Here is a 16,966-nt window from a genome sequence, read left to right on the forward strand (position 1 = left end):
GTGGTCATCCCGGCTGTCGTCCCAAAGCCGCCGCACGAACCGCTGCGGTCGCCAGCATGCCTCCGCCATGGTTAGCGGAAGGCTAATGCCAACCTCACGCCGTCGGGCGCTGCTCGAAGCCGGCCATGCCCGGGTCCTGCTCCGGTTCGGACACCACGTCGCGGACGAGGGCCGAGGGCGGACCATGGCGGCAGGCCTCCAGCATGCGGTCGACGGCATCGGCGGGGCCGGCGAACAGCGCCTCCACCGTACCGTCGCTGCGGTTGCGCACCCAGCCGGTGAGACCGAGCCTGCCGGCCTGATCGACGGTCCAGCCGCGGTACCACACACCCTGCACCTTGCCCTGGATGCGGACGCGCACCGCCTTCCGTTGGCCGGCACCGCGGTCGGCGCTCATGCAGCACCTCCCGTCGCGGCGGCATCCCGTGCGGCGGCATCCCGTGCGGTCTGGGCGCGCTTGCCCTGCTCTTCGTCCAGCAGGGCCTTGCGGGACAGTTTCCCGATCATGGTCTTGGGCAGTTCCTGGCGGAACTCCACGACCTTCGGCATCTCGATGGGCGACAGCTTGTCCTTCAGGAAGGCGGTCAGCTCCGCGGCGGTCAGGGTTTGTCCCTCGTCGAGCCGGACATAGGCCTTGACCGTCTGTCCGCGATACTCGTCCGGCACGCCGGCGACCACGCATTCGGCGACCGCCGGGTGCAGGTAGATCGCCTCCTCCACATTGCGGGGATAGACGTTGAAGCCGCTGCACAGGATCATGTCCTTGATGCGGTCGACGATGGTGGTGTAGCCGTCCTCGTCCATCACCCCGACGTCGCCGGTGTGCAGCCGGCCGTCGACCAGCGTCTGCGCCGTCTCGGCCGGACGGCGCCAATAGCCCTTCATCACCTGCGGCCCGCGGATGCAGACCTCGCCCTTTTCGCCGGGGGGCAGGACACGGCGCGGCTCCTCCAGGCTGACGATCTCGACGATGGTGCCGGGCAGCGGCAGGCCGATCGAGCCCTTCTTGTCACTGTGCAGCACCGCCGGGTTCACCGTGGCGACGGGGGAGCATTCCGACAGGCCGTAGCCTTCGACCAGCGTGCAGCCGGTCGTGCGCTCGAACGCCTCCTTCACCTCCAGCGGCAGCGGCGCCCCGCCCGACATGCAGAAGCGGATGGAGGACAGGTCGAAGGTCTCCAGATGCTTATGGTGGTTGATCGCCGTGTAGATGGTCGGCACGGCGGGGAACAGGGTGATCCGCTCCTTCTGCAGCGTGCGCATCACCTGTTCCAGCTCGAATCGGGGCAGCAGGATGATCTCCGCTCCCAGATGCAGGCCGAAATTCATCACTGCGGTCATGGCGAAGACGTGGAACAGCGGCAGCACGCCCAGCATGCGTTCCTGCCCGTCCCCTGGCCCGTCCCCTGGCCCGTCCCCCGATGCACCCGCGCCGCCTTCGCCGGGCTTCCGCTCCTTGGCCGCGTACCAGGTCGCGCACTGGACGGTGTTGGCATAGAGGTTGGCGTGGGTCAGCATGGCGCCCTTCGGCACGCCGGTGGTGCCGCCGGTGTATTGCAGGACCGCGACGTCCTCGCGCGCGTCGATGGCGACCGGGCTTGGCCGGCCGTCGTTGGCGACCAGCCTGGCAAAGGGGATGTGGCGGTCGTCGCGCGGGATCGCCGCGATCTCCGCCTTCTTGGCGATGGGGAACAGCCAGTTCTTCGGGAAGGGCAGGATATCGGCCATGCGGCAGATCACCAGCCGTTTCAGCCCGGTCTCCGCCAGCATCCGCGCCATCTTGCCGTAGAGCAGCTTCAGGTCCAGCGTGACCATCAGGTCGATGTCGCTGTCGCCGATCTGGTGGGCCAGTTCGCGTTCGGCATAGAGCGGGTTGAAGTTCACCACCGTGCCGCCGGCCTTCAGGATGGCGAAGAAGGCGACGACGTAATAGGGGGTGTTGGGCAGGAACAGCCCGACCCGCGTGCCCTTTCCCACCCCGATCTCCTGGAAGCCGCGGGCGGCGCGGTCGACCAGACGGCCGAGGTCGCGGTAGCTGGTGCGCTTGCCGAGGAAATTCAGACAGGGCTTGTCGCCATGGCGGGCGACGGCGGCCTCCAGCAGCTCGGTCAGCGGCCGCATCGGGATGGGCATCGCCCAATCGACCGTCGGCGGGTATGAGCCCAGCCATGGATAATCGGGCAGCTTGCGGGCGGCGTCTCCCATAGCGCGGTTCCTCCCCAGAGTTCTTGTCCCGGATGCCGGTTTCCCCGACATCGCCACGCCCCGAGCCTACGCTGCGGAACGCTAGATTGTCCCTTGGAGAGGAGATGGGATCGCCGCCACCCCGAACAAGCGGGGGATGGGCAAGCAGGAGGTGTAGCGAGTGTAGGCAGATACCCGTGCGCGTGTGCCCTATCGCCAGCCGCGCAGACGGTGCAGCACTTCCACCGCCATCCATTCGGCGAGGTTCCCGTCCTCGCCATCCAGGAAGACGGCGACCGAGACCGGAACCGGCCCCGGCGCGTGGTAGGCCGCCGGCGTCACCCCCGGGCCGCCGCCGGTGTGGCCCCAGTAGGGACCGGCCGCCGGATCCAGCTCCACCATCATGCCCATGCCATAGGCCGGCTCGACCCAGGGCCGCCCGCCCATCGGCCCGCCGACCGGCAACCCGTCCCGCATCCGCCGCAGCGGCACGGCCGGCAGATACTCCTCCGTCAAGCCATGGACGAAGCGGCAGGCATCCGCCGCCGTCATCGCCACCACCCCATGCGACACCCAGCCGGGATGATAGGCATCCGCCACCGGCGCGCCACCGAAGGCCGGGCTCGGCCCGAAGAACAGCCCGTCGAGGTCGGAGCGGTCGCGCAGCAGCGCCGCACTGGTCAGGCCGAGCGGGGCGAAGACCTCGCGCTCCAGCATCTCCGCCAGCGGGGCGCCACCCGCCCGCTCCAGCAGCCGGCCGATCAGCAGATAGCCGATGTTGGAATAGGCGAAGGAACCGACCGGGGGGCCTTCGACTTCACAGCGCGCCAGGAACTCGTCACCGCTCCACGGCTCGCCCCCGGCGGCGACGGCGGCATGGTAATCGGCCCGGCCGCCATAGTCGGGCAGCCCGGCACGGTGCATCAGGATCTGCGCCACGCTGACCGATCCCGGCCGGCCGGCCAGCTCCGGCAGCCAGCGCTCCGCCGGCCCATCGAGATCGACCACGCCGCGCGCCGCCAGCCGCAGCACCCCGGCGGCGAGGATGGTCTTGGTCAGGCTGTAGACCAGGGCCCGCCGCCCCGACAGGTCATCCGTCCCCGGCTCGCCCCCCAACTCGCCCCGCAATGCGCGCGGGCGCAGAACCAGCGTGCGCACCGCCGCGCCATCGCCGGCACCGCGGCCGCCGGCGATGGCGACCAGTGCGGTCCGGGCGGCCGGGCTGGCGCCCTCCTCCTCCAGCAGGCCGGTCAGGGCGGCGGCCAGCAGCTCCTGGTCGATATCGGCGCCCGCCGCCCCATTCTTGTCCTTGCCCATCGCCTGCCCGCTCCCCAATGACCCATTGCGTTCACCACCCCGAATAAAGGCCCGTCCTGTGGCGTAGGGGAATCGGGTTCATTCCCACTGGGAAGACCCGCAGGTCTGCAATTAACCATACTTAGCCGCATTACTTAACCGCACTGGGAAGCGCAGTTGGCCGCTGTTGTCCGCCTCGCGCCTGCGCTATTCTATGGGCATAGCTTCCGCGGAGGGCCGTCCCATGCCCGTGATGGATGCAGACCAGCGCCGGAAACTGGAAGAACAGTTGATCCGCAAGGCGGAAGACGCGTTGCGGATCTTGCGGCGGGAGGCGGAAACCGGCGATCCCGCCCGGGTCGACACATTGGCCGAGGCGCTGGCCGGACTGCTGAAGACCCGCGAATTCCCCAGCCAGCGCGCCGCCGAGTTCCGCGACCTGTCGCGCGCCCATCAGTGCGGCGCCTACCAGCGCAGCGTCGATTCGCTGCTGGTCCAGGCCGAACGCTGCGGCCATCGCGGCGATGACAAGGGGCGCAACGCCCTGCTGACCCAGGCCAAGGATCATTTCGCCAAAGCCCTGCGCCTCGGTGCCGACGGCGAGTTCCGCCATGGCGTCGAACGGCGGGTGCAGGCGACGCTGATGACCAGTAAGGACGGCGTGGACGACCGCACCAAGCAGGCGGCCAAGCGCAGGCTGGAGCAGCACGATGTCGGCGCCAAGCCGCCCAACGGCATCGAGCATCGCCGCGCCATTCGCTACGCCGACCCGGTGCTGGCGGTGGAGGCGGAAGGGCGCCGCTGCACGACGATCAACTGGTCGACCCGCGGCCTGCTAGTGGATTTGCCGCCGGCCGAGTTCGGCCATGCGGTCGGCGGCAAGCTGCGGCTTGAGCTGTACTGTCCGGAGGTGCCGGAGACGGGCGGACGGCGGGTCGGCGGCCGCCAGGTCGCGCATGTCGTCCGCCTCGATCCCGACCGTCACGCGGTGGCCCTGTCCTTTCCCGACATCAGCACCGTGGTGCTGGACCTGATGCACGCCATGAAGGATGCCGGCATCAAGCCCGAACCGGAGCGCTGAGTGCAGGGACCCTCATGGCCGCGCCGTGCCGGTCGGCCCGGTGCCGGCATGTTCCTTCAGGATCCTGGGCAGGATCCTGGGCGGGATCGTGGCCAGGATCGTGGAAAGAACCGCAAGGGCACCCTTGACCATCCGGCCCCGTTCCTTCATCCACCGATGAAGCGTCCATTGCGGCCGCGCACCAGCGGATGTTCGTCCGGGCCGGCGACAGCCAGCAGGCCGTTGATGCGGGCCCCGGCTTCCGCCGGCAGGCAGAACAGGTTGATCCCCATGCCGAGCCCGCGGATCTCCGTCCCGTCGTCGACCAGTCCATGGCCGAAGATCGGCTCCGACCGGCCGGCGAAGTTGGCGGGGTTGTGGAAGGCCGGCAGATACCAGTAGCAGGCATAGCCCAGCGCGCCGAGCAGGCGGATCAGGGCGGCCGAGCGGTCGGGGCGGTCGTTCTCCACATACAGGACCGGACGGTCGCGGGCGATCAGGCCGCGTGCCCCCTCCAGAACCTCGGCCTCCATCCCCTCGACGTCGATCTTGATCAGGCGGATGCGCCCAGCCCCTCCCTCGCCGGCCAGCCGGTCCAGGCGATGCACCGGCACCGGCCGGTCGCCGGCCAGCGCCTCCAGCGACAGCGCGCCGTAATTGCCGTCCTCGTCCATCGCCACGGCGGCGAGTTGCAGCATGCCGTCGGCGGCCCCGGCGGCGGCCAGCAGCCCGTCCGCCCAATCCAGCCCGTTCAATGCCAAGTTTCCGCAGAGCAGCCGGTGGTTGGCGTCGATCGGTTCCAGCGCCAGCACCCGGCCGGCGGGGCCGACCAGACGGGCCAGCGCCACCGTGTGGGCGCCGATGTTGGCGCCGACATCGATCACCCGGTCGCCGGCCCGGACGCACTGGCGGAACAGCGCGACCTCCTGCTCGAAATACTCGCCGTAATAAGCCAGCGACCGGCCGACGACGGTGTCAGTCCGCCGAAACATCATCAGGCCGTGCCGCGCCTTCACCAGCCCGACCGGCCCCTCTCCAGCCAACAGATCGTCCGCCATCGCCCCCTCCCGGCCTCATCGGCCGGAAGTGTAGCGGAGCCGGCCGCAGCCGTCGCGTCCGCCGCGATGCGGACGCGCCCTCCCCCGCCCCTTCGGGTCCGGAGGAGGGCGAATGCTCACCCCACGCCGATCCCGCTGGGTGCGGTGACGGCATGTTCCTTCAGGATCGCCTCGGAGATCGCCGACACCTCGATCAGCTGGACCTCGTAGCCCCAGAGGTTGGCGATGTGGCGAAGCACCGCCTTGGCGTCGCTCTCGTCCAGCAACACGCCGTTGGTGACGCGGTGCTGCAGGATCAGCTTGCGGTCGCCGGCGAGATCGACGTCGACGATCTGGATGTCCGGCTCCAGGTAACCCAGGTCGTACTGGCGGGCCAGCTTCCTGCGGATGTCGCGATAGCCGCGCTCGTTGTGGATGTGATCGACCAGCAGATAGGGGTCCTCGGCGTCGTCGCGCACGCTGAACAGCTTCAGCTTCCGCATCAAATGCGGGCTGAGATATTGCAGGACGAAGCTCTCGTCGCGGAAGTTGGCCCAGGCCTCGCGCACCGCCGCCATGCCGTCGCCGCGCCCGGCGAGGTCGGGGAACCACTGGCGGTCCTCGTCGGTCGGCTTCTCGGCGATGCGGGCGATGTCCTGCATCATCGCGAAGCCGATCGCGTAAGGGTTCAGGCCGGAGAAGCGCTTGTCGTCGAATTCCGGCTGGAACACGACGGACGTGTGCGAGTGCAGGAACTCCAGGAAGGCGCCTTCGCTGATCTGGCCGGTCTCATGCAGGCGGCTCATGATCTGGTAATGGACGTAGGTGGCGCAGCCCTCGTTCATCACCTTGGTCTGTTTCTGCGGATAGAAATACTGGGAGATGTGGCGGACGATGCGCAACAGCTCGCGCTGCCAGTGATCGAGCCGCGGCGCCTTCTTCTCCAGGAAATAGAGGATGTTCTCTTCCGGCAGCCCAAGCAGCTTCTTGCGCTCCGACACCGACTTAGCCGGGCGCGGGCCGGCGGCGGACTTGGGCACGGTGCGCCACAGATCGTTGAAGGTCTGGTCCTGGTACTCCTGCCGCTCGCGCTCGCGCCGCTGCTCGGTCCGCAGGTCGGACCGCTTCTTCGGGTATTTATGGACGCCTTGGCTCATCAGCGCATGGGCGGCATCCAGCACCCGCTCCACCGCGGCATGGCCGTAGCGTTCCTCGCAATGGGAGATGTAGGTCTTGGCGAATTCCAGATAGTCCAGGATGCCTTCGGCATCGGTCCATTGCTGGAACAGTTGGTTGTTCTTGAAGAAATGGTTGTGGCCGAAGGCGGCGTGGGCGATCACCAGCGTCTGCATCGTCATGGTGTTCTCTTCCATGATGTAGCTGATGCAGGGGCTGGAGTTGATGACGATCTCGTAGGCCAGACCGCGATAACCCTTGCGGTACATCATCTCGTCGCGGGCGAAATGCTTGCCGAAGGACCAGTGCTTGTACATCAGCGGCATGCCGATGGACGAATAGGCGTCGAGCATCTGCTCGGCGGTGATGACCTCGATCTGGTTGGGATAGACGTCGAGGCCCATCTCCTTCAGCGCGATATGCTCGACGGCGTCGTAGACGCGCTTGATCTTGTCGTAATCCCACTCGACGCCGTCATACAGCAGCGCCTCGGGCCTGGTGATCACAGCGGTCATTCTCGATCTCCCCCTACCGCCCCCCGTTCGGGGGGCGGTGATTTCCCTTTTCCCCTTACGCCCCTGCCTTCTCGCGGGCGAACAGCTCGCGGAAGACCGGGAAGATTTCCCGGCGGGAGCGGACGCGGCGCATCGCCAGCGGGCGCTCCGGGCTCTGCACCTGCTTGTAGGTGCGCCACAGCTCGGTCTCGCGGCCCAGCGCCGACAGGCCCATGTTGTGTTCCGCCGCCACCTCGATGTAGGCGAAATACTGGCACATCGGCAGGATGACGTCGCGCAGCAGGGTCGCCGACTTGGCATTGTCCGACGACATGTTGTCGCCGTCCGACGCCTGGGCGGCGTAGATGTTCCACTCGCTGTCCGGATAGCGCTCCTGCACCACCTTCTGCATCTCCTCCAGCGCGGTGGACACCACGGTGCCGCCGGTTTCGGTGGAGTAGAAGAAGGTTTCCTCGTCCACCTCCTTGGCCTCGTGGGTGTGGCGGATGAAAACGATGTCGACCGACCGGTAGCGCCGCCGCAGGAACAGGTACAGCAGCATGAAGAAGCGTTTGGCCAGATCCTTCATGTGCTCGGTCATCGAGCCGGACACATCCATCAGGCAGAACATCACCGCCTGGGCGATCGGCTTCGGCACCGATTCGAACCGGTTGTAGCGGACGTCGATCGGATCGATGAAGGGGATGCGGCGGGAGCGCAGGACGATGTGTTCCAGCTGTTCGCGCAAAGCCTGGATCTGCGCGGCATCCTCGCCGGCCTCCTCGGCCTCGCGCAGCATCTCCTCCAGCTCGCGGATCTCGTCGCGCTTCGGGCGCTTCAGCGCGATGCGGCGCGACAGGCTGTTCCGCATGGTGCGGACGAGGTTCAGGTTGGCGGGCGACCCCGACACCGAGTAGCCGGCCCGCGTCAGCGTGTGCGATTCGGACTGCTTGACCTTCTGCTTCACCAGATCGGGAAGCTCCAGATCCTCCAGGAAGATGTCGAGGAACTCGTCCCGCGACAGGACGAAGCGGAACTCGTCCTCGCCCTCGCCGTCGGCGCTGCCCTCGCTGCCACGGCCGCCGCCACCGCCGTCCGGGCGCTGGATGGTGTCGCCTTCCACATATTCCTTGTTGCCGGGCACGACATAGTCGCGCACCCCGCCTTGGGACGCGCGGTGGAAGGACGGTTCGCGCACCCCGCCGGCGGCGATCGTCACCTTCTCGCCGTTCTCGATATCCTGGATGCCCCGTTTTCCCGAGGCGTCGCGGACCGCCTTGACCACCTGTTCCTTGGCACGGCGCAGGAAGCGCTGGCGGTTGGCCAGGCTCTTGCCCTGCGGGTTCAGGCGACGGTCGATGATGTTCATCAAGGGGCTGGCCCTCCCACCCGTTTCGTCACGCGGCCTTCGGACTTTGACATCATCCTATGACAGTGGGGTTGCCGCGGGGCGTTGCAACACCCCGCCCCGCGGCAATTACGCGCCCCCGGCCACCTGTCTTGACCCGCCGGCCTCAGCCCGCCTGCTTGACGCGCATGTACCACTCGACCAGCCGGCGGACCTGCCGCTCGGTATAGCCGCGCGTCATCATGCGCGAGACGAACTCGGTGTGCTTCTTCTCGGTGTCGCCGTCCTTCTTCGACCCGAAGCTGATGACCGGCAGCAGATCCTCGACCTGGCTGAACATCCGCTTCTCGATCACCTCGCGGATCTTCTCGTAGGAGGTCCAGGACGGGTTGCGGCCGGAGTTGGCGGCCCGGGCGCGCAGGGCGAACTTCACCACCTCGTTGCGGAAGTCCTTCGGGTTGGCGATGCCCGCCGGCTTCTCGATCTTGGTCAGCTCCTGGTTCAGCAGTTCGCGGTTCATCAGCTGGCCGGTGTCGGGATCCTTGAAGTCCTGGTCCTCGATCCAGGCATCGGCATAATCGACATAGCGGTCGAACAGGTTCTGGCCGTAGTCTGAGTAGGATTCCAGATAAGCCTTCTGGATCTCGTTGCCGATGAACTCGGCATAGCGCGGGGCGAGTTCGGCCTTGATGAACTCGACGTATTTCTTCTCCGTCTCCTCCGGGAACTGCTCGCGGCGGATCGCCTGCTCCAGCACATACATCAGATGCACCGGGTCGGCCGAAATCTCGGTCGAGTCGTAGTTGAAGGTCGAAGCCAGAACCTTGAAGGCGAAGCGGGTGGAGATGCCGCCCATGCCCTCGTCGACGCCGCCCTGGTCCTTGTACTCCTGCATCGACTTGGCCTTGGGATCGGTCTCCTTGACGCTCTCGCCGTCATAGACCCGCATCTTGCTGTAGACGCTGCTGTTGGGATGCTCGCGCAGGCGCGACAGCACCGAGAAGCGGGCCAGCATTTCCAGCGTCGCCGGCGCGCAGGGCGCGGTCGACAGATCGGAGCCGTTGACCAGCTTCTCGTAGATCTTCTGCTCCTCCGCCACCCGCAGGCAGTAGGGGACCTTGATCACGCAGATGCGGTCGATGAAGGCTTCGTTGTTCTTGTTGTTCTTGAAGGTCTGCCACTCCGCCTCGTTGGAGTGGGCGAGGATCACGCCCTGGAAGGGAATGGCGCCGATGTTCTCCGAGCCGACATAGTTGCCCTCCTGCGTCGCGGTCAGCAGCGGGTGCAGCATCTTGATCGGGGCCTTGAACATCTCGACGAATTCGAGCATGCCCTGGGTCGCCCGGTTCAGGCCGCCGGAGAAGCTGTAGGCGTCGGGATCGTTCTGGCTGTAGATCTCCAGCTTGCGGATGTCGACCTTGCCGACCAGCGACGAGATGTCCTGGTTGTTCTCGTCGCCCGGTTCGGTCTTGGTCACGCCGATCTGACGCAGCTTGCTGGGGTGCAGCTTCACCACCTTGAAGCGGTTGATGTCGCCGCCGAATTCATCGAGGCGCTTGACCGCCCAGGGGCTCATCAACCCGGTCAGGCGGCGCTTGGGAATGCCGAAGCGCTCCTCGAGCTCGTCGCCGATCTCGTCCGGGTTGAACAGGCCGAGCGGGCTTTCGAAGGTGGGGCTGATCTCCTTGCCGGCCTTCAGGACATAGATCGGGCATTTCTCCACCAGCGACTTCAGCCGTTCCGCCAGCGACGACTTGCCGCCGCCGACCGGACCCAGCAGGTAGAGGATCTGCTTGCGCTCCTCCAGGCCCTGCGCCGCATGCCGGAAGAAGCCGACGATCCGTTCGATCGTCTCCTCCATGCCGTAGAACTCGGAGAAGGCGGGATAGACCTTGATGGTCCGGTTCATGAAGATGCGGCCCAGGCGCGGGTCGCGGGCCGTGTCCACGACCTCCGGTTCGCCGATGGCGGCCAGGATGCGCTCGGAGGCGGAGGCGTAGGACATGGGGTCGTCGCGGCACAGCTGGAGATAGTCCATCAAGGATATCTCGGTCTCGCGGCGGGTCTCGTAATTCTGGGTGTAGCGCGTGAACAGTTCGTCGGCCGGGAACATTCGTCGCTCCGTCTTATCTGGTCCGATGCGCCGGGGGGCCGCCGGTGGCTGCGGCGGCAGGGCGCGGCGCATGCCGCGATCCAAGGGGCACTCCAGGGAAGGCGTGGACCTCTCGGGGTCCGCAGCCTTCCCGCTCAGCGGTAGAAGCCAGCGGTCTGGTGTAAGGAACGGTCCTGTGAAGGCCGGGAGCCGTCCGTCCTGTGACGCGGCAACCCCCGAACGAGTCATTTTTGAATGTAATGCTCCACCTGGAGCTTTCCAGGCACTCAGGCTCCATAGCCGGAAAGCCCGCGGTGAAGCCGGCCCTGGCCATAGGAACTAGGTCCCACGGCCAGTCTTGGCGCACCGAGCACGCCAGCTCAACCCACGCGCGTACAGGCCGCGCATGCGGCGGAAGGTTCGGCGAAAGACGCGTGACGGTGTCGGGAGGAGACGGCGTGAAACCGGCGGCAATCGTCGTTGCCCGTCCAGTCGGGGAGAGTTGCCCATTGCGATTCGACTGGGCGCTCTTGATCACGCCATCGGCCTCCTCAAGCAAGCGCGCCGCCTCGACCAAGCACGGCGCGGGGATTTACCGTCGATGCTGAACTCCAAACCTTAACAATATCCCGTATGAGGCGTCGCGGTTTTCCGCAGCATCGGCCTGGGCCCGCAACACCTCTTTGAGGTCATGTTGCGTCCCAATCGTCCCCATCAACAAGGCGGAAATTGGGTGACGGCCAGGCCATGGCGCGGCACACCAAGAGGTTACCGCTTGATTACCGAACTGTTTCAATAACTTGGCAAGCTTGCCACGGGGTGGGAAATTTTGTGGCGCCGCCCGCGGCCTCTGGCCGGGCGATCGCCCACGGGGGAAGGCAAACCCTCCGATGCCGGCCGTCATGCCGGCAGCCTAGCCCCCAACCCGACGGCAAGGACTTGGCGCAGGCTGGCCGGAGTCGCCGGCTTGGCAAGCACCGCGTCGGCGCCGCTGTCGCGGGCCCGGGCCTCGCGGTCGTCGTCAACGCGACCGCTCATGAGCACGACCGGCAGGGCGCGGCGGTGCGGATCGCTGCTGCCGCGCAGCGCGCGGACGAATCCGAAGCCGTCCATCGGCTGCATCTCCACGTCGCACAGGACCAGATCGGGAGAATGGGCGGCGACGGCGGCAAGACCCGATTCGCCGTCGGCCGCCTGATGCACCGCCTTGACGCCGAGCGTGCCCAGCATCTTCGCCAACACCATGCGGGTGAAGGAGTCGTCTTCGACCACCAGGACCGACAGGGCGCCGAACGGCGTCCCCGTCTCGCCTGCCCCAGCATCCTCAGCCACCACGCCCCGCCCTTTCGCTTGAGCGACCCCAGGCGGATTGGCGCCGGCGGTCGTTTCGTGACCGGCCCTGTGTACGATGGCAACCAGGGTCGCGCAAGATACCGGAAAAGAAGAGAGGCACGGTGTCCTGGGACTGCCCTGGATGAGCGGTTGCGCCGCTTCCCCGGCCCCGCTTAGATGGAGTGCATGAGCTTCCTCGATCACATCCGCGCGTGCAACGCGCATGACCTGTCCGGCTTCCGACCCTTCGAGCTGGACGGCCACACCGTGGGCTGGGTGCGCCACGCCCTGGCCGAGGCGCTACCCGGCGTCGATCCCGGCTTCGTCGCCACCGCCGAGCGGCTGAGCATCGCGCCCGAGATCCGTGATTTCGAGGCACGCTCCACCCTGCTCGACCATGCCGCCGCCTATCTGGTGGAACAGGGCACGGTCACGGCGCTGCGCGGAGAATATTACCCGATCCTGCCGCGCTGGGGAGCGGAGCCGCTGGCCCGCCTTGACCGCGCCGCGGTCGGCGCCTTCGGGATCGAGGCCTATGGCCTGCACATCAACGGGTTTGTCCGTGACGAGGCCGGCGGCCTGCTGCTGTGGGTCGGCCGCCGCGCCCGCGACCGCGAGGTGGCGCCGGGGCAACTCGACAACCTGATCGCTGGCGGCCAGCCCATCGGCCTGACCCTGGCCGAGAATCTGGAAAAGGAGGCGTCCGAGGAGGCCGGACTCGACGCCGAGACCGCAAGGCGCGCCATGCCGGTCGGCGCCATCAGCTATACGATGGAAACCCCGGCCGGGCTGAAGCGCGACCGCCTGTTCGTCTACGACCTCGAACTTCCGCCCGGCGTCACCCCGGTCAACACCGACGGCGAGGTGGAGACCTTCGAACTCTGGCCGCTGGACAAGGTGGCGGACTCGGTGCGCGACACCGGCGACTGGAAGTTCAACGTCAACCTCGTGGCGACCGATTTCCTGATCCGCCACGGCTGGCTGACCCCGGAGAACGAGCCCGACTATCTGGACATCGCCCGCGGCCTGCGGCGGTAGGCGGGACTCCGGCCAGCAAGGTTCCGATCGGCACCCACTGACCGACACCCTCCCCAATCCAGTGTCATCCCCGCGAAGGTGCTACGGGATGCACAGATCTCGCGCTTGCGGCAGGAAAAGCATCTTATCGTTACACACAGCCCCTCTCCCCTCGCGGGTGAAGGGCTATTCGCCAGAGAAAGTCACATCTCGTTCGCGGATGCGAGATCTGTGCATGCCGTAGCGCGAAGGCGGGGATCCAGGGCCCCTAGCTCAAGAAATTGAAAAGTCTGAATTCCCGCCTTCGCGGGAATGACGGTCGAAGTAGAAAATCGCTGGTTTTCGATGAACTTCGGTGTCTTGGGTTCTACTGCCGCCTGCACAAAAAAGGGCCCCGTCCTCTTGCGAGAGCGGGGCCCTTTCCTTATCCGACCGCGGGGGACATCCGGTGCTTTTCCCCAGGGCGTTACTGCGGCAGCGGCTGCGGGCTGTCGGCCAGCGAACGCAGATAGGCGATGACGGCGGCGCGGTCGTCGTCCTTCTTCAGGCCGGCGAAGGTCATCTTGGTGCCCGGGGCATAGGCCTTCGGGTCGTAGAGGAACTTGTTCAGCTCGTCATAGGTCCAGGTGCCGCCGGTCTTGACCAGGGCATCGGAGTAGCCGAAGCCCTGCATGTGGCCCTTCGGACCGCCGACGACGCCGTACAGGTTCGGGCCGACCTTGGCGGCACCGCCCTTGTCGAAGCCGTGGCAGGCGGCGCAGGCCTTGGCGACCTTCTGCCCGGCGTCCGGGCTGGCGGCGGCGAGCAGCGGCGCGATCGGCGCCGGACCGGTAGGAGCGGCCCCCTTGTCGGCGGGCGCGCTGGCCCCCTCGGGAGTCGCGACGACATAGACGCTCTTTTCGAGCGGCTTCGAATGAACCAGCACCTTGGACGCGAATCCGGCCAGCATCGCGATCAGCCCGGCCAGCAGCACGGCGCCGAATACCTTGTTCCACTCCATGCTCATTGATGAGCCCCTTTGTTCCCTAATTTCAATACACTCGGCGTTTCTCCCGCCCGCGGCTCAAGGCGCCGCGGTCACCATAGCCTGCGGTCCGAAGCTTGTCATAGCCCGGCGGACCGCGAAAAAAGGTCGCATACAAATCTGTCGCAGTCACCAACCACTTAATTTGCTTGCGCATTGCGCTGCACTGCAAAATGGGACGGATCGGGCCATGCCGGCACTTGACGCCGCACCGGCGTCCGTGGTTCACCCGCGCCAGTCAAGCGTCACGAATCCGCCATTCGCCGGACTTTCCCCACCGGAGTTTTCGCGCCATGCCGACCGCAGCCCCCGCCGCCCGTCCCACTGGGCAGTCCAGCGGCCGTCCCGCCAACCCGATCGTGGTGATCCCGGCGCGCATGGCCTCCGTCCGGCTGCCCGGCAAGCCGCTGGCCGACATCCTCGGCGCGCCGATGATCGTCCATGTGCTGCGCCGCGCCATGGAGGCGGAGATCGGCCCGGTCGTGGTCGCCTGCGCCGAGCCGGAGATCGCCCGCGCGGTCGAGTCGGCCGGCGGCACCGCGGTGCTGACGCGCCCCGACCACCCCTCGGGTTCCGACCGCATCTTCGAGGCGGTGCAGCTGATCGACCCGGAGGGCCGTCACGACGCGGTGGTCAACGTGCAGGGCGACCTGCCGACCATCGAGCCGGAGACCGTGCGCGCCGCCTTCGCCCCGCTGGCCGACCCGGAGGTCGACATCGCCACCCTGGTCGCCGAGATCACGCGGGAGGAGGAGCGGACCAACCCCAACGTGGTCAAGGCGGTGCTGGAACTGCCGATGGGATCGCGCCAGGGCCGTGCGCTCTATTTCACCCGCGCCACCGCGCCGACCGGCGACGGGCCGCTCTACCATCACATCGGCCTCTATGCCTACCGCCGGGCGGCGCTGGAGCGCTTCGTGTCTCTGCCGCCCTCGGTGCTGGAGCAGCGCGAGCGGCTGGAGCAGCTGCGCGCCCTGTCCAACGGCATGCGCATCGACGCGGCGGTCGTTGACGCGGTTCCGCTGGGTGTCGATACTCCCGCCGACCTGGAGCGCGCCTGCGCCCTGCTGTCCCGCCGCCAGGCGGGCTGACGCGGCATCGACCAGCCTCAATAAGATTCGCCGAGGGAATTCCGCTCATGGGCACGTCCAACATCATCGCCTTCCAGGGCTTCCCCGGCGCCTATTCCGATCTGGCCTGCCGCAACGCGCGGCCGACCATGACGACGATGCCCTGCGCCACCTTCGAGGATGCCTTCTCCGCGGTGCGCGAAGGGCGGGCGTCGCTGGCGATGATCCCGGTGGAGAATTCCATCGCCGGCCGCGTCGCCGACAACCATTATCTGCTGCCGGAGGGCGGCTTGCACATCATCGGCGAGCATTTCCAGCGGGTGAACCACCAGCTGCTGGCGCCGAAGGGCGCCACGCTGGACGGCATCCGGACGGTGCGCAGCCACATCCAGGCGCTGTCGCAGTGCCAGACCGCCATCCGCGGCCTGGGTCTGCAGGCGATCAACCACGCCGACACCGCCGGCGCGGCGAAGGAGATCGCGGCGCTGAACGATCCGCAACATGCCGCCATCGCCTCCTCGCTGGCCGCCGAGATCTATGGTCTCGACATCCTGAAGAGCGGGATCGAGGACGCCACCCACAACACCACGCGCTTCCTGATCCTGGCCCGCGAGCCGAAGCTGCCGGCGCTGGGCTCCTGCAAGACGATCACCACCTTCGTCTTCCGCGTCCGCAGCGTACCGGCCGCGCTCTACAAGGCGCTGGGCGGCTTCGCCACCAACGGCATCAACATGACCAAGCTGGAAAGCTACATGGTCGGCGGCCACTTCACCCAGACCCAGTTCTACGCCGACGTGGAAGGACATCCGGACGAGCGTTCCCTGCGCCTCGCCCTGGAGGAGCTGGACTTCTTCGCCCGCGAGGTGAAGATCCTCGGCGTCTATCCGGCCAATCCCTTCCGCTACCAGGAAAGCCAGCGCGTCGGCGAGGACTGACGCCGCTTCGTGGTGCCATTGATGGACGCCGCGACTCCACCCATGCGTCGCATGACCGGCGTGGCACCCTATGGCGCCCTATGGTAGGTTTTGTGGACCCCGCAATTCCTGCCCAATGTCCAGGCCGACCATGCGCATCATCCGAGGCATGTCCAAGCCAAGCCCGGAGCGGCCCGTATCGCCGGCCAAGCCCGTTGCGGACATGCAGGGCGGCGACCTTTACGACGAGGATTTCGTCGCCTGGATCGAACGCCAGGCGGCTCTGCTCCGTGCAGGACCCCTCACTGCGCTGGACCGCGCCAACCTAGCCGAAGAGCTGGAGGATATGGGAAAGGCCAAGCGGCAGGAACTGCGCAGCCGGCTTGAAGTGTTGCTCACCCATCTCCTCAAGTACCAGTTCCAGCCGGCGATGCGCACGGGCAGCTGGCTTGGAACCATCGGCGAGCAGCGCCATCGCATCGAAGACGTGGTCGAGGAAAGCCCGAGCCTGCGCCCTCTGCTCGCCGAACTGCTGGAGGATGCCAAGCTCTACAAGCGGGCCGTTCAGAAGGCGGCGCTGGAGACAGGTCTTCCCGCCGGCACCTTCCCGCCCGTCAACCCGTACGGCAGGCAAGCGCTGGAGGACCACTTCTGGCCCGGTCCCGGCCCGCATCCGGACCTCGACTGACATGCAGGTTTGAACCCCTGCCTGCGAAGAAATCGAACACACATAGCCAAGAGCTGATCGGGTAGGTGCGCACGTCTCCCATTCGTCATCCCCGCGAAGGCGCTACGGGATGCACAGATCTCGCATCCGCGAAGAAAGCACAACCTCTGGTGGTAAATAGCCCTTCTCCCCTTGCGGGAGAAGGGTTGGGATGAGCAACTGTCTTGTTCATGGGTTGGCTGGAATGGCAGCCAG

At 66.9% G+C, this 16,966-nt stretch carries 14 protein-coding genes; 5 read left to right on the top strand and 9 right to left on the bottom strand.

Annotation, left to right across the window (positions count from 1 at the left end; translation table 11 throughout):
- Window positions 1–94 precede the first annotated feature (94 nt).
- The 3 genes from JHL17_RS05500 to JHL17_RS05510 form a co-directional block, all read right to left on the bottom strand.
- Window positions 95–397, bottom strand: a complete 303-nt coding sequence (locus tag JHL17_RS05500; RefSeq protein WP_200191055.1) for an acylphosphatase — start codon at window positions 395–397, stop codon at window positions 95–97.
- Window positions 394–2,205 (bottom strand): long-chain-fatty-acid--CoA ligase, encoded by a 1,812-nt coding sequence (locus JHL17_RS05505; protein WP_200191056.1) that lies wholly within the window; start codon window positions 2,203–2,205, stop codon window positions 394–396. Before JHL17_RS05505 ends, JHL17_RS05500 begins: the two co-directional genes overlap by 4 nt.
- Before the next feature lie 189 nt (window positions 2,206–2,394).
- Complete coding sequence (locus JHL17_RS05510) at window positions 2,395–3,501, bottom strand: serine hydrolase domain-containing protein (protein WP_200191057.1); 1,107 nt, start codon at window positions 3,499–3,501, stop codon at window positions 2,395–2,397.
- Between the two features lie 223 nt (window positions 3,502–3,724).
- On the opposite strand from JHL17_RS05510, the gene JHL17_RS05515 reads away from it, so the two are divergent.
- Window positions 3,725–4,561 carry a hypothetical protein gene (locus JHL17_RS05515; protein ID WP_200191058.1) on the top strand — a complete coding sequence of 279 codons (837 nt, stop codon included), beginning with the start codon at window positions 3,725–3,727 and terminating at the stop codon, window positions 4,559–4,561.
- A gap of 146 nt (window positions 4,562–4,707) precedes the next feature.
- Here the strand turns inward: JHL17_RS05515 and JHL17_RS05520 are convergent, their stop codons facing one another.
- From JHL17_RS05520 to JHL17_RS36935, 5 genes are all read right to left on the bottom strand, one after another.
- Entirely contained in the window at window positions 4,708–5,598 is an 891-nt protein-coding gene (locus JHL17_RS05520) for an FkbM family methyltransferase (protein WP_200191059.1), read from the bottom strand.
- A gap of 116 nt (window positions 5,599–5,714) precedes the next feature.
- Window positions 5,715–7,268 (bottom strand): SpoVR family protein, encoded by a 1,554-nt coding sequence (locus JHL17_RS05525; RefSeq protein WP_200191060.1) that lies wholly within the window; start codon window positions 7,266–7,268, stop codon window positions 5,715–5,717.
- A 55-nt stretch (window positions 7,269–7,323) separates the two neighbouring features.
- Complete coding sequence (locus tag JHL17_RS05530; protein ID WP_200191061.1) at window positions 7,324–8,616, bottom strand: YeaH/YhbH family protein; 1,293 nt, start codon at window positions 8,614–8,616, stop codon at window positions 7,324–7,326.
- A gap of 145 nt (window positions 8,617–8,761) precedes the next feature.
- The gene (locus JHL17_RS05535) at window positions 8,762–10,708 is read right to left on the bottom strand and encodes a PrkA family serine protein kinase (protein WP_200191062.1); all 1,947 of its coding nucleotides are present in this window, start codon (window positions 10,706–10,708) and stop codon (window positions 8,762–8,764) included.
- Window positions 10,709–11,587: 879 nt separating this feature from the next.
- Complete coding sequence (locus JHL17_RS36935) at window positions 11,588–12,019, bottom strand: response regulator (protein ID WP_345773757.1); 432 nt, start codon at window positions 12,017–12,019, stop codon at window positions 11,588–11,590.
- A 186-nt stretch (window positions 12,020–12,205) separates the two neighbouring features.
- Here JHL17_RS36935 and JHL17_RS05545 point away from each other — a divergent pair, with 186 nt between their 5' ends.
- On the top strand, window positions 12,206–13,057 hold the full coding sequence (locus tag JHL17_RS05545) for a DUF4743 domain-containing protein (RefSeq protein WP_200191064.1): 852 nt from the start codon (window positions 12,206–12,208) through the stop codon (window positions 13,055–13,057).
- A 445-nt stretch (window positions 13,058–13,502) separates the two neighbouring features.
- Here the strand turns inward: JHL17_RS05545 and JHL17_RS05550 are convergent, their stop codons facing one another.
- Window positions 13,503–14,042 (bottom strand): c-type cytochrome, encoded by a 540-nt coding sequence (locus JHL17_RS05550; RefSeq protein ID WP_200191065.1) that lies wholly within the window; start codon window positions 14,040–14,042, stop codon window positions 13,503–13,505.
- Between the two features lie 311 nt (window positions 14,043–14,353).
- Between JHL17_RS05550 and JHL17_RS05555 the strand changes: the two genes are divergently transcribed.
- From JHL17_RS05555 to JHL17_RS05565, 3 genes are all read left to right on the top strand, one after another.
- Window positions 14,354–15,151 (top strand): 3-deoxy-manno-octulosonate cytidylyltransferase, encoded by a 798-nt coding sequence (locus JHL17_RS05555; RefSeq protein ID WP_200191066.1) that lies wholly within the window; start codon window positions 14,354–14,356, stop codon window positions 15,149–15,151.
- A 47-nt stretch (window positions 15,152–15,198) separates the two neighbouring features.
- Window positions 15,199–16,065, top strand: a complete 867-nt coding sequence (locus JHL17_RS05560) for a prephenate dehydratase (protein WP_200191067.1) — start codon at window positions 15,199–15,201, stop codon at window positions 16,063–16,065.
- Window positions 16,066–16,213: 148 nt separating this feature from the next.
- On the top strand, window positions 16,214–16,732 hold the full coding sequence (locus JHL17_RS05565; protein WP_247893335.1) for a DUF29 domain-containing protein: 519 nt from the start codon (window positions 16,214–16,216) through the stop codon (window positions 16,730–16,732).
- The last annotated feature ends 234 nt before the right edge of the window (window positions 16,733–16,966 follow it).

The sequence above is a fragment of the Azospirillum endophyticum genome, from assembly GCF_016595245.1.
Classification (GTDB): Bacteria; Pseudomonadota; Alphaproteobacteria; order Azospirillales; family Azospirillaceae; genus Azospirillum; species Azospirillum endophyticum.

Bases quoted from the DNA above. Each gene is read 5' to 3' on its own strand.
- JHL17_RS05515 (WP_200191058.1), top strand. From the start codon at position 3,725: ATGCCCGTGATGGATGCAGACCAGCGCCGGAAACTGGAAGAACAGTTG.
- JHL17_RS05550 (WP_200191065.1), bottom strand. From the start codon at position 14,042: ATGAGCATGGAGTGGAACAAGGTATTCGGCGCCGTGCTGCTGGCCGGG.
- JHL17_RS05500 (WP_200191055.1), bottom strand. From the start codon at position 397: ATGAGCGCCGACCGCGGTGCCGGCCAACGGAAGGCGGTGCGCGTCCGC.
- JHL17_RS05510 (WP_200191057.1), bottom strand. From the start codon at position 3,501: ATGGGCAAGGACAAGAATGGGGCGGCGGGCGCCGATATCGACCAGGAG.
- JHL17_RS05555 (WP_200191066.1), top strand. From the start codon at position 14,354: ATGCCGACCGCAGCCCCCGCCGCCCGTCCCACTGGGCAGTCCAGCGGC.
- JHL17_RS05525 (WP_200191060.1), bottom strand. From the start codon at position 7,268: ATGACCGCTGTGATCACCAGGCCCGAGGCGCTGCTGTATGACGGCGTC.
- JHL17_RS05535 (WP_200191062.1), bottom strand. From the start codon at position 10,708: ATGTTCCCGGCCGACGAACTGTTCACGCGCTACACCCAGAATTACGAG.
- JHL17_RS05530 (WP_200191061.1), bottom strand. From the start codon at position 8,616: ATGAACATCATCGACCGTCGCCTGAACCCGCAGGGCAAGAGCCTGGCC.
- JHL17_RS05565 (WP_247893335.1), top strand. From the start codon at position 16,214: ATGTCCAAGCCAAGCCCGGAGCGGCCCGTATCGCCGGCCAAGCCCGTT.
- JHL17_RS05560 (WP_200191067.1), top strand. From the start codon at position 15,199: ATGGGCACGTCCAACATCATCGCCTTCCAGGGCTTCCCCGGCGCCTAT.
- JHL17_RS05505 (WP_200191056.1), bottom strand. From the start codon at position 2,205: ATGGGAGACGCCGCCCGCAAGCTGCCCGATTATCCATGGCTGGGCTCA.
- JHL17_RS05545 (WP_200191064.1), top strand. From the start codon at position 12,206: ATGAGCTTCCTCGATCACATCCGCGCGTGCAACGCGCATGACCTGTCC.
- JHL17_RS05520 (WP_200191059.1), bottom strand. From the start codon at position 5,598: ATGGCGGACGATCTGTTGGCTGGAGAGGGGCCGGTCGGGCTGGTGAAG.